Below are 12410 nucleotides of genomic sequence, written 5' to 3' on the forward strand. Positions count from 1 at the left end.
GAGCCCCGCCGACTCGTATGCTTCCTTGGACATGTTTGGTTTGCCTTCTAGATGGACTGCCAGTCAGGCTTGTTGGCGTATGCCCACTTGTAGTAGTCGCGGTTGCGCAGGCGGGAGGCGGCGGCCTCGTCCACGATCACAGTGGCGTGGGGGTGCATCTGGAGGGCGGAGGCCGGGCAGAAGGACGATATGCCGCCTTCTACGCTCTCGGCAACGGCTTCCGCCTTACCGGCACCAAAGGCCAGGAGAACCAGCTGGCGTGCCTTGAGGATGGTCCCGATTCCCTGGGTGATGCAGTGGGTGGGCACCTGATCCATGTCATTGTCGAAGAATCGGGCATTGTCGATGCGGGTCTGCTCGGTCAGTGTCTTGATGCGGGTGCCCGAAGCCAGGGAGGATCCAGGCTCATTGAAGCCAATGTGCCCGTCTGTGCCGATGCCCAGGATCTGCAGGTCGACTCCGCCGGCATCCTTGATTGCCTGGTCGTACACACGGCCAGCGTCCTTGATGGTGTCCAGGTTTCCATTTGGCACCTGCACCTTGGCAGGGTCCAGGCCCAGAGGCTCGACCACGGTCCGGTTGATGGTGGACCGGTAGGACTGGGGGTGGGCCGGATCCAGGCCAGCGTACTCGTCCAGGGCGAATCCGCGCACCTGGGAGACATCGATACCTTCCTTGTGGACCAGGTCGGCCAGCGCCTGGTATGCCGCCAGGGGGCTGGACCCCGTTGCCAGACCCAGCACGCAGTCAGGCTTGCGCCGGATCAGGTCGGCTGTGCAGCGGGCATAGATTTTCCCTGCTTCCTCCTGGGACTTGACGATGATGATTTCGGTCATGATGCGATTTCCTTTCCAATAAGCTCAGATGGGCGGCTGTCGGCGGCCATGCGTCCTGCCAGGGCGGCGCCGATGGCTGCGATGGGCAGGTCGGCTGGGGCCAGACGCAACCGGTCGGGTAGCCTCAGCGAGGCGATGAAGTGGCTGCAGGCCGCGCTCTTATTCAGATGCTCGGTGACCAGATCCAGCAGGGGCTGGCCGGTTTTGCTCATGCCGCCGCCCAAGATGATGACTGCAGGGTCGATAGCCAGGGCCACGATCTGGACAGCCAGGGCAATGCCATGGCCGATGATGTCCTGGACTTCCTTGGCGTGCTGGTTCCCCTTGCTTGCCTGGGCAATCAGGTCAGGCAGGGGGTGGGCGATTCCCGGCCAAAGGGTTTCCACTGCCGCACCTGAGGCCACGGTCTCCAGACAGCCACACTGGCCGCACTTACAGGGGAACTGATGGGCATCCACTGAGATGTGGCCAATTTCGCCGATTGCCCCGCTAGCTCCGTGTTCGATCCGACCCTCACGGATGATGCCCGCTGCCAGACCGGTGCCTAGGTTGATGAAGGCCACTACGTGGTCGTCCTGGTCGGGCAGGGCCCTGGGTCCGTCACGCCCAGGCTCTGATGCTGGTCGTCGGACCTGGTCCCGGGCAGCTTCGGAGTGGGGTGTGGTTCCAGGGGCTATCAGGGTGTTGTCAGCCTGCGAGGCGGCTCCCAGAGCAGCGATGTTGACATCGTTCTCGACGCGGACGGGCAGACCGGTCGTCTTGGCAACGGCAGGGCCCAGAGCCATGTGGCGAATGCCCAGGTTGACTGCGTCGTCCACTATTCCATGGTTGGCATCCACGCGCCCCGGGATCCCCAGGCCTACGGTGACCGGCCCCCGATTCAGGCCAACCGGATCCAGTAGGTGGTGGATAAGTGTCACGGTGTCGTCATGAACCGCTTGATTACCCTTGCGCGTGGGTATTCGGTGGCAAGCCAGCAGGCGCTTGTCGCCGTCTATGGCCACGCCTTCGATCTTGGTACCGCCAATGTCAATTCCTAGGCTGATCGGACCGGCCTGGACGCTATCTGTATCCGCCTCGGGATGCGGGGTCGATGCTGCCATGGATTTCAGCGGGCCTGATCCTGCTCCGCCTGCCCCTGTCCGCAAGCCTTCTTGATGGCCGTAGCGATGGAGACCGCCGGGTCGTTGTAGGGGATCAGGGTGGACTGGAAGGCATGGTAGAGGTCGGACTTGCCGGGCCAGACCGTGCCGATCACGTGGTTGTCGGCATCCAGCTGATGCCACCAGGACCCGCCTTGGTGATCAATCAGATAGTGGTCTACATAGCTGCAGAAGGTGGCGTACCAGTCAGCGTAGGTGGCCTTGCCGGTGGCTGCGTAGAGGGTGGACGAAGTGTTCAGGGCTTCGGCCAGGGTCCAGTGCATGCGGTCGTGGACCACCGGGCGGCCCTGCCAGTCCGTGGTGTAGACCAGGCCTTCGGCCCCGTCGGCGGCCCAGCCATCCTCAACAGCCCTGGCGAACAGGTGCTCGGCTGCCTCGATGTAGCGGCTGCGGTGGGCCTCCCGATCGAACCTGCTTAGGGCGTACTGGGTGATTAGCCTGGCCCATTCGATTCCATGGCCCGGCGTGGCCCCGTAAGGCTTGAACTGGTCGGCCTTGTTGTCCTGGTTGTAGTCCAGGTCGGCCTGCCAGTCGCTGTTGAAGTGCTCGGGGATGCGCCACTGATTGTTCTCAGCCCAGCTGATGACATGGTCGATGATGCGGCCGGCGCGCTCGCGGTAATCCTCCTTGCCGGTGGCGTCGGCCACGGCCAGGAAGGCCTCGGTGCTGTGCATGTTGGCGTTGAGCCCCCGGTAGGGGTCCAGACGGGTGAATCCGCTGTCCCAGGTGTCGACGGCCAGGCCCTTGTCGTCATCCCAGAAGTAGCGGTTGAAGATCTCCAGCGCCTGATCCAACAGGTCCTGTCCGTCAGGGTCGCCCGCCAGCATGGCCGAGGAGGCAGCCAGGACTACGAAGGCATGGGTATAGCAAGTCTTGCCGCTCTCGGGCTGGCCCTGCCAGGAGACCGAGGGGTACCAGCCGCCGTGTTCGTCGTCGTGCAGGTTGCCTTGAAGGGCCTGAACACCGCGGTGGGCCAGCTCCGATGCGCCCGGGTAGCCCAGGAGGCTGCCGATGGCGTAGACATGGGTCATCCTGCAGGTGATCCAGGTCTGGATTCCCTGCTCGGGGTCGATGCTGCCGTCGTCATTGAGCCAGCCGGCGCCGCCCTGCTCGGTGGGGAACCCCCGCCCGAAGTCCAGGAAGCCATAGGTTTGCGAGGCCATGAAGATGCGGTTGGCTTCGTTGCCCAGCAGGTAACGGGGATTTATGGCGGACGGTGAGGCTCCCGAATGGTTCGGTGTCGTGGTCATGGCGATCGCTCCTTTGCTCAGCGAGGGGATGCAGCTGTTTCTGGTATCTGTTCACAGCCTAACACGTAATTGTTAGGAAACTGAACTTTTTACTGGCTGCCCCGTTGTCTTGTCTATGATGCTAGTGCGCAGTCTTGAAAAATGAACCGCTCTGGTGTCGCAATGACGAGGTCTGAGCCTGCCCGGAAAAGGGCGTTTACAATATAAGATGCAAGTATGGATGGGCGCGGTCACGGGGTTCAAGGCCCAATCCCCACGGCGGGTCCCCGTCCCCGCATTATTTATCGTCAGGTGAATCATGACCATCAATACCGGCAACCTGTCCAAGGCGTTGCCTGAGTCGGTGCGGCAACACAACCGAGCCATCCTGCTTAGGCTGCTCTATCCTGATGTCAGTATGACCAGGGCTGACCTGGCCCGAGCCTCCGGGCTGACCAGGGTCGCCATATCGGACATCGTGGCCGAGCTGCTGGGTGAGCATCTGCTCATGGAAGTTGGTTATAGCAAATCCACCGGGCCGGGCAAGCGTGGACGGCTATTGCGCATCAATCCCGACGGGCGAAGCATCCTGGCCCTGGACCTTTCCACTCCTTATGTCTTTAGGGGAGCGGTGCTCAACCTGACCGGACAGGTGGTGGCGCGTGAAGAGATCCCTCTGACCACTGACGGCAAGGTTCCCCTGGACTTGGTGGGGGAGTTGTCCGATTCGCTGATGCAACGGGCGGCCCATCCCATCATGGGCATAGGCGTATCTAGTCCCGGCATCGTCAGTGCTGAAGGCGTGGTGGACGATGCCACCAACCTGGGCTGGGTTCAGACCGACCTGCGCGGCTATCTGCACGAGAAGACAGGCCTGGAGGTGACGGTCAACAACGATGCCAACAACGAGGTCCTGGCCGAGCGGCAGTTCGGCTCAGGTCAATCCGACCTGCTGCTGGTCCACCTGGGCAACGGAGTCGGGGCAGGGTTGCTGGTCTCTGGCGAGCTGGTGACCGGTTGCAACCGTGCAGCCGGTGAGATCGGTCATGTAGTGGTGGACCCAACTGGTCCTCAGTGTCGCTGCGGCAAGCGCGGCTGCCTGGAATCCTTGATTAGCGTTCCCAGGCTGACTGCTGCGATGGATCGGGATCCTGACAATCTGGCAAGCATTCTGCGGCGGGCTGGTGAACTGCTGGGCCGCGTCCTGACCATGCCCGCCGGCCTTATGGACATTCCTCGTGTGACTGTTCTAGGGGACTCCAGGGTGGTCAACCGCATCTTCCTGAGCGCCATGGAGAAGACTATGAACGATGCCCTGGCCACTGACTTTCGGCGACCTCTTGTGGTTGACCGCTCGGCCTTGGGGGAGGATGCTGCCTTGCTCGGGGCCTGCTCCACAGTGGTGGCCGACCTGATTGAGCCTGACGGCACTGTCTGAAAGTGGGTTGAAGACCTTGCTTGCAACCGTGCTCGGAGTTGGTGATTCGCGCACATCGCCGAGACCTGCTACCATGGTGACTCGCATGCGGTTGGCCGAGGCCTGACCCCGGTAGCCGGATTTGCGGGCGTAGTTCATTGGTAGAATGGAAGCTTCCCAAGCTTCAGAGGCGGGTCCGATTCCCGTCGCCCGCTCTGTTGCTGTCGCTGTGATATCAGTGAAGAAGCTATTAACTAGCTTAGATTGTAAGAGAATGGCAGCAAAGTGGCAACATTTGGGAACGTGAGATCAAATGAATTGTAAAAATGAGCCGCAAGAATGGGTAAGTAGAGAAAATGCTCTTACTCGACTCTTAAATCAGAGTTATGCATGGTCCGAACTAATAGGGTGTGGGGAAAATGGAATTCGCGAGGAGTTGCTTAGACTGGAGGAATCCCTGGTCTATGCAATTGGAACCGACGAAATTTTGGAGACCGTAGTTGAACAGGATGTTGATCCTTATTGTAAAATAGAGGAGCGTTTACGAAATAAATTGCAAGTAACTGTATTTACTTAAAAACGAGTCTGTATCGGAACTCTTGAAAAGCCTGATGAGTCTAATAGTGCTTGGTCTCGCACACTAAAGAAATCGAGCATCAAGAGTTTATCGTTAAGTGCATCTGAGCCGGCTTTTCTAGACAAGATAGGATTTCCGCACAGCAGCATTTAAATATTATTGCTGAATACAATGGCTTAGAGGAGCCTTTGAGTATAGGCTGCAACAGTATTAATACTCGTCATCATGAACTTTATATGGATGGCCCATCTTTCCTTGAAAGGATGAAACATATAAATCAACTTATTATTGAAGACCTCAATTGCTGAGTCTTGTTACATCTTTAATAGATCTTGACAATTCCGCTTCAACCCATAGAAGGTAAAGAAGCAATCAAAAATGACTTTTGTATAGTTTGCTGTGCTTGGGTTTGGTTAGTTCTATTTATTTATAAAGTTGACCACATTAAACAAAAATGCGAGGTCCGCGAGCTTGGCCGGGCTGTTCCGCCAGGCGTGGCCTGTGTAAGTCATGTACCGCCCCTTCGAGTAGGCGTCCGCGTCCATCAGGCCCCGGACCTTGACGCCCTTGCGTTCGGCGCACTGGCCCCAGATGTGTAGCCTTTGACCGGAGCTGATCTCGATTCAGGTCCTGCCAGCCCGGGCGCAAGCAGCATCTTGGCCCAGTCGGCCAGTAGTAGAAGTGGTCCAAGTCGATGAAGCGACCCTCCTCCCAGGGCGAAGCTCAGGCCATCCCTGGCCTTGGACTACTCCGCCGCGGGCAGGTCAGTCTATGTGACCGAGTCGGTGCAGGAGGCTGGGGCTCAGTCGGAGCAGAACGCGCGCTTACTGGTAATCTTCCCCTGTGGACTAGCTGCCAGCGCAGCCACTGATCGGCTATCGCCATGTCCGGGGGCATCAGCATCGTCCTGCTCGCTAGGCGGGCCCGCTGACGGCAGGCGTCGGAGGTAGAACCTGCACAGGCGTCCCCAGCCCGCATGCTCGACAAAGGGCTTGCCGCAGAACTCGTATCGTGCTTTCCTTTAATCGTATCTAGTTAAGATCCGGGAAACAAGAAATACCAGCAATATCAGGCATGAATCCATTACGTGACCAAGGTTCATGTCACGAAATGCAGATCCAGGCGCATTCCGCCGGCCGTCCCTGCGTGCCGCAGGATTAGGCCACAGAACTGCGAACGCAGGGGACTCGCGGAAAAGCCGTAATCCGGTCGGGAAACGAGCAGCAGACGCACGCACAATCGGAGGTGCTATTCGGAGGTGATTCCGCCTCGTCCGGGGATGCGCTCCCCACACCGGGAGGGATCGAGCACGGATTCGTTTTGACATCATGATGCCTTGTTGGTCGGTACCATGAATTGCGCGATGCGGTCTCTCTCGTCGCCTTGGTTTTATGACCAGTGTTCGACAGCCATTGCAGACTGTCAAGCTGTTGTTGTCGCCAGGGATGATGTGATCGCAGCACGTTCCTATTCCGCTGCAGTCTTTTGTATGCTACTTGGTTTGGCATCTGCCGTTGGCTCTAGCTCCGAACTTAGCTCTAACCAATTGCCGGTCTTTGTGGGGTCGGACATGCCCGTGTGAAGTGTCCCATCAACTGCGTCTGCTTGACATTGTAGTTCTTGGTAAAAAGCGATATAGGTAGGGATGCCTGGCTCATGTACAAGGATTGTGGCTGTGGCGTGGCCGGGCAAGGATGAAAATACGGCGGGGTTCTTATTGTGTCCTGGGACCTGTCGAGTCGGGCATGGTTCAATTTTTATTTGTTTGATTAGTGCGCAATCAGTTTTGCGCTTATATTAACAAGTTTTATCTCGTCCGTTGAGCAATGGGATGACATCGTTGATTTGTACATATGCTGAATACAAATTTGGCAATGCCATCAAAATACTTACAGCCACATGTGCGCTTAAAAGCACGATCACAACGCTTCCAACTCGATGAATCCATGGCGATAGGCATGGTAACGCTGGCAATTGAACGGCCATAGCTATCAGAGTTATTATTGAAACAAGAACAGCGCTATATGCCCCCGCAAGAATGTGTGCTATAGAAGAATCAAGCAACCACCTCTCAGCTGAAGTTCCCAATCCTTTATCCGCTTTAAAGATTTGTCTCCAGTTTGCAAGCTGACTGAACGTAGCGATCAATGCACCTGCCAAAATGCCCATCACAGCAATCAACGTATCACCAAAATCAAGCTGGAGCCTTAACACATACGCAGCTATTCCTGCCGACAGCGGCACCATATAGACAATAAAAATCCCCAAAATGGAGCGTCTCGTACCTTTATAGGCAAATGTATTCTCTTCAGAATCGACTGAGCCTTCTTTAGGATCGGGAGTATACAAACGTAGTGATTTCCACTGTCCGCGGTATATCGACATTGGAGCCATTGGAATTTCCATGGAACTCCTTCCTCACCGGAGCTGTTTAGTTACAACTTATTAGCGCTAGACCTGTGTCGTAGAAAGATTACAATCGACATTCAAGGCAGGAAGATCATATTTGCCATCGTCAGCAGCAGCAATCAACCTCAGGTTATTCCCTGCATCCTTCCATAAGTCTTCTATAGTCGACCCATCTGACATGGGATAAATGAACAGCTGATCTACGGTTTCTGCAGTCACTGTCTTGATTTTGCCATTTTCTTCGTAAGTAATTCCACCGTTATTTATCATCTTCTTAGGCAATTGCAAGCCGTCCTTAGGCATCAGCGCAGCCACATCCTGAGCGCCTTGCAGCCGACTGAGACTCGATTTTTTTTGCACAGCTTTAATCCACTTTTTAAGCACTTTATTAACTCTTATTCGCCATGCTGCACTAACGCTCGACACGGTAAGCGTTAACTTCTGGCTTTCTCGTGAGCCGAAACCAGACACCGAATGCATTTCAAGCTCGATTTTCCGAGGCTTGGCAGATGCCATCACGCTATCGAATCTATTCCGATCAATAACCGGAGTAGCAGAAAATCTATACCATTCCCCGGTCGCTATTGTTTCAGAAGGATTGTCTTTCGAAACTTTTGATATTGATAGGTGATATCTGTACGAGATATATTGTAAAAGATTTTCACCCTGTGCAGATCTACCATTCACCGTGCAAGCCATGTAGCAAACATTTTTATCGGGCTCATTTTGTTTGGTTTCAGGGAAAGCCATACGTACTTCATATAGACTCGACGCGGCTTTCTGACTTATATTTTCTGGCTCGCCGAATCTGTCGTATAACCAGTCCTTGTCGCCATAATGACCAAAGGTGATGCTGGCGACAAGTACCTTACCGATTTTCCGGCAATCTTTTACGCAAAAACAAGGAGTCCCTTTTAAATTCTCCTCGTCAGTTATCGGCTGCAAGTCTTCTGGCTTAATAAAGGCAGATGCTCTTCTCATTACCGGTGTCATCAACTCAATCATCTGCGTATATATGAAATCTTCCATACTCTGTCCAGCAAGTTGACCTGTAAGCATGACTTTACGATCATTACATTTTCTAGTCTCGACCTTATAAAGACGGTATAAAAGCAAATCACTCATGCGATAGGCTCCCTTGCTATCAGATTTGTGCCACTAAAAGATTATACCTACAAGAGGAATCCACTGGTTTTAAGAAATTCAGAAAGGCCGAACAGCTCTACCTAACCACCCAAAATGGAGCATATTGTATACACAATGCAATGACATTTGCCGTTTGCCCCGACTTCGACAATGGTCCTAACACGCCCCCGATACGGAGGGGATACGGGGTGGATGGGGAGATGCTGGCGAAGCATACTTGGTTACTGGAGGCAATGGCGGGTCGGCTAGCGGCGCTAATAACCTGGCTGCTATCGTTGAGCAGGATGGTGTAGACGGGGGGGTCTGCATGTTCAGGATGATGGGGATCCCAGATGGCTGGCGTGGGGCTGTTGGCCATGTCGGTGGCGTTCAAGGGTGATACTGAGGGCTAATCCAGCGCCAAGGGTCCGATTCCTGTCGCCCGCTCTCCTTCTCAGAAAATCGCTAATGGTATTGACATTTGGGTTTGGGAAGATACCAGCTTTGGCGAGGATATGCTCGTGTGCGCATTTGGTGCTGACGGGCATCTTAACGAGGGAAAAGCAGATACCCCGCCCGAGCATATGCCGCGTTCTTTGCGCATCCATATCGTTAAATGAAACTGGTTGGCCTACAGTTACTGAGCAATCATCAGCGTTTACTCACTGAGGCATGTCGCTGACGTCTATCGAGAGGAACAGTACCCCGGCCAGACTATGCAGTAAGACGATCAACGTCACTGAAACAAGCAGGATTTTTGCGGCGACGTTCCACCATTTCAAAGCTTTTTGTGACTTCCATTTATACAAGGCAATAAGATGGACGATGCCGCTTATCAGCCAGCAGACAAGCCCCACAATGGTGGTCGCAATTATCTTGTTCACCCAAGTGTCTGACGCAAAATCAACGGTATACGGGAATGCCATAAAGAACTGAATAGGAATTTTGCTATACCAGCCCCAGCTCATTGGCAGTAACAGAACCAGGCCTAGAAACCATAGGACAAGGTCGGCATCAGCGGGTACGTGGATCGTGCGGCGAAGGTCGGACTTCTCCGTATCCTCGCCTGTTTTATCCGCTTTCCGTCCTCTGCATGCTATAGCACCTTTAGGTATGAAGAGCCACTTGCAGACGCTTCCTCGCATTCCCTGTTAATCCTGTCCTGCTTGACCGCCAGTATTCACTGATGAGTTTCTCATCTGTGAAAGGTTTGACGGCGCGATCCCCAAGGAGGGCGACTATAGCAAAAGACGGTAAAAATTGTGGCGTGACCTCGTTTGTGTTTCCACGTCTGATTGATATGTATGTGCAGGCTTTTGCTCGCCACATCCAATGTGAGGAAGTTATATTGCAGTTTGATTTATCGATAGGATATCTACGACTTGGTGCGTGCCAACTCGACTCTCGACTATGCCGGCGCTACAGCTGGCAACCAGCTAAAGGGATGCCTTCTCGAAGCCATTATTGATGCTGACGGAGCTATCACCTGTACGGTCAAAGATGGCCGCACCCTGCCTGCGTCCTGATATCGTTCCGCTCCAAGCTTTCCCGGCCGTAACAGCCGGGCATCATTGGCTACTCTTAGACAGGCTGCCTTCCATATTGGTGAAACAATCGCATCTATGATCTCAACCAATAACCTGCGCAAACACGCAGAATTTTAACGTTAACGAAGACTTGCCCACCCCAGACCTTCTACTTGAATGGGTCACTAAACATCCAGTTGGATTTATAGCCGCGTCAAGAAGAATTAGACTTTCACCCCCCCCCCCCTGGCCACGCGTATTCTGAACCTTTATTAATGTAATCTGGGTAATTTTGGAAATCTTACCTTAAAACACAGGTCTAAAATTTTAACTGTAGGATGCCTACGCAGATGTTTGTCGATCATAGGTTTGTCGAGCTCGTATATATTCGATGAGCGCCTTATTCCCAAACTGTATTCGTCAGTTTTAGTGAGGATACTCTCGACAATTATTCCTCAGCTACAAAAGCAGAAGAATAAATGCCGAAGTCAAGTTTTTGATTATCATTCACGTACTGCCTACCTAATGCGTCTTTCCACTCAACGTGGAGTATCTGGCGAGAACGGTTTGGCCCTACTAGGAGTTGAACTGCGGTCAAGTATTGAGCATCGATAATGATGGTTTCTTCGTCTGGTTTCAGTAATGGAAGATTTCGATTCAAATATTCTACGGCTGTATAGTTCTTTAATTTTATTCCTGGCGAAAGAGAAAACTTGATATCGATGGCAATGGAACCGCCTACATTGGTGAGAAATACCGTATCAAGAGTGCTATTCTTCATCTTTGCAACGCGAACTATGATGAGCGGCTCTGTTGCGCTGATATGGGCCTTGTACTCTTTATAAGCGATGATGGCTGCGATAAGAGCAATGAGGAAGGTACCAAAAGCCCACCAAGCTTGCCAGTCAGAGTTGTTGCCGGTAACCCAGTGGTAGAGGTATGGGATAACGCAAAAGAAGACTGAACCGACTATTAGGGCAGGTATGGTCCATTTCCTTTGTCTCATAGAATCAGTGTAAGAGGTATGGCATTTCGTATTCTACTTCAGATAGCTTTGTCGTTTGAGCTGGAATTCAGCTGTCCCCTTGATTGAGGAGATTATCTTTCAGTTTCAGCTCGCCTTCAAGATTGTTGATTCCCGCGGAATCAAAGGTTTCGATATGTATAGAAAGAAAATCCGTCGCGGTAAATTCCACTGATGTTGAGGATGGGATTCTAGAAAAGCGTTCAGGCTTGATGATGTTCACTGCTATGCCAATCGAGGTTATGAACTCACTTGTACGTGCAGAGCCAGGTGGTTCTTTATGATCAGTTGTTAGTGATAATTTGATATGTTGATTCACGCTTTTCTTTTAACCAAGTTCTAAGGCATGAGAAGTTCGAACTGTTCTGTACGAGCTGGATTATTTAACAATAGTTTATTCGTCCTTCGACGCTGTCGAAGTCGTACATATGCTTTTCCGGTATTTGTAGGATTGTTTCGAGTTGTCACTAGACTCGGCGCTAACCAGAAAGCTACTTCGTATTTGAGACGGTAGTTGCTGCGAAGAGTCATTTCTTTGATGAACAATATTCCTGAAAATTCTGGAGTGTCGAAGCACGGTGCCTCAGGCCGGGCAGTGGAAGATGAGGGGGTACAGGGAAGTATGGAAAGGACGGCCATCATGGCTGATTATCACGTGCAATACGACGGGGATCGCGATCTCTGGACAGTCAAGCGGGCCGGTGCCTCACGCGTCTCTCGCACTTTTGCTACCAAGGCGGAGGCCACCAAGCAGGCCAAGGTCTTTGCAGACCGGTCCGGCGGCGGTGAGGTCAATATCCATAACAAGGGTGGCAACAAAATCCGCGACAAGCGCACCATAGGCAAGAAGGATCCTCGAGACATCAAGGGCTGAACGCCAACTGAGCTCTGGGACTTTTCGCTGTCATCGGGCCTGTGCTGGTGCCGAACGTCGCGGCGATAAGTAACTATGCGCTTCTGACCAGACCCATCTATCAGCCCGGCAGGATGTTGGGATGGTGAAGCATTGGCCGGCGTCGCTGGTCTCTATGTGTCCGCCCCCATAGACTGAAACCAACCGTGAAAGGTGGCGAAGTCGATGGCCGATGGATTCAACCAGCTGGA

At 53.5% G+C, this 12410-nt stretch carries 10 protein-coding genes and 1 tRNA gene; 3 read left to right on the top strand and 8 right to left on the bottom strand.

The window, feature by feature from the left end; all coding sequences use genetic code 11:
• Positions 1 to 47 precede the first annotated feature (47 nt).
• Genes nagB through AC0AP0_RS04485 form a run of 3 tightly spaced genes read right to left on the bottom strand, consistent with a single transcriptional unit; the run spans position 48 to position 3249 of the window.
• The gene (nagB, locus tag AC0AP0_RS04475) at positions 48 to 836 is read right to left on the bottom strand and encodes a glucosamine-6-phosphate deaminase (RefSeq protein ID WP_046322199.1); all 789 of its coding nucleotides are present in this window, start codon (positions 834 to 836) and stop codon (positions 48 to 50) included.
• Complete coding sequence (locus tag AC0AP0_RS04480; RefSeq protein WP_490429502.1) at positions 833 to 1939, bottom strand: ROK family protein; 1107 nt, start codon at positions 1937 to 1939, stop codon at positions 833 to 835. The genes nagB and AC0AP0_RS04480 overlap by 4 nt, the downstream gene beginning before the upstream one ends.
• Before the next feature lie 5 nt (positions 1940 to 1944).
• Positions 1945 to 3249, bottom strand: coding sequence for an AGE family epimerase/isomerase (locus AC0AP0_RS04485; protein ID WP_490429503.1), 1305 nt, complete (start codon positions 3247 to 3249; stop codon positions 1945 to 1947).
• A gap of 298 nt (positions 3250 to 3547) precedes the next feature.
• On the opposite strand from AC0AP0_RS04485, the gene AC0AP0_RS04490 reads away from it, so the two are divergent.
• Both AC0AP0_RS04490 and AC0AP0_RS04495 read left to right on the top strand, forming a co-directional pair.
• Entirely contained in the window at positions 3548 to 4666 is a 1119-nt protein-coding gene (locus AC0AP0_RS04490; protein ID WP_046322207.1) for an ROK family protein, read from the top strand.
• A gap of 123 nt (positions 4667 to 4789) precedes the next feature.
• A tRNA-Gly gene (locus AC0AP0_RS04495) sits at positions 4790 to 4860 on the top strand.
• 2159 nt (positions 4861 to 7019) lie between these two features.
• Here the strand turns inward: AC0AP0_RS04495 and AC0AP0_RS04500 are convergent.
• The 5 genes from AC0AP0_RS04500 to AC0AP0_RS04520 form a co-directional block, all read right to left on the bottom strand.
• Positions 7020 to 7628: a hypothetical protein gene (locus AC0AP0_RS04500; RefSeq protein WP_490429504.1), complete on the bottom strand. Its 609-nt coding sequence runs from the start codon at positions 7626 to 7628 to the stop codon at positions 7020 to 7022.
• A gap of 45 nt (positions 7629 to 7673) precedes the next feature.
• Positions 7674 to 8756: a hypothetical protein gene (locus tag AC0AP0_RS04505; protein WP_490429505.1), complete on the bottom strand. Its 1083-nt coding sequence runs from the start codon at positions 8754 to 8756 to the stop codon at positions 7674 to 7676.
• A gap of 662 nt (positions 8757 to 9418) precedes the next feature.
• A complete protein-coding gene (locus AC0AP0_RS04510) occupies positions 9419 to 9901 on the bottom strand; it encodes a hypothetical protein (protein WP_490429506.1) in 483 nt (160 codons plus the stop codon).
• A gap of 829 nt (positions 9902 to 10730) precedes the next feature.
• Positions 10731 to 11288 carry a DUF8453 domain-containing protein gene (locus AC0AP0_RS04515; protein WP_490429507.1) on the bottom strand — a complete coding sequence of 186 codons (558 nt, stop codon included), beginning with the start codon at positions 11286 to 11288 and terminating at the stop codon, positions 10731 to 10733.
• A 67-nt stretch (positions 11289 to 11355) separates the two neighbouring features.
• Positions 11356 to 11625, bottom strand: coding sequence for a hypothetical protein (locus AC0AP0_RS04520; RefSeq protein ID WP_490429508.1), 270 nt, complete (start codon positions 11623 to 11625; stop codon positions 11356 to 11358).
• 321 nt (positions 11626 to 11946) lie between these two features.
• Between AC0AP0_RS04520 and AC0AP0_RS04525 the strand changes: the two genes are divergently transcribed.
• Positions 11947 to 12180, top strand: a complete 234-nt coding sequence (locus tag AC0AP0_RS04525) for a DUF2188 domain-containing protein (RefSeq protein WP_045934889.1) — start codon at positions 11947 to 11949, stop codon at positions 12178 to 12180.
• Positions 12181 to 12410 lie beyond the last annotated feature (230 nt).

The sequence above is a fragment of the Bifidobacterium sp. POST2/T3 (B1) genome (assembly GCF_058197115.1).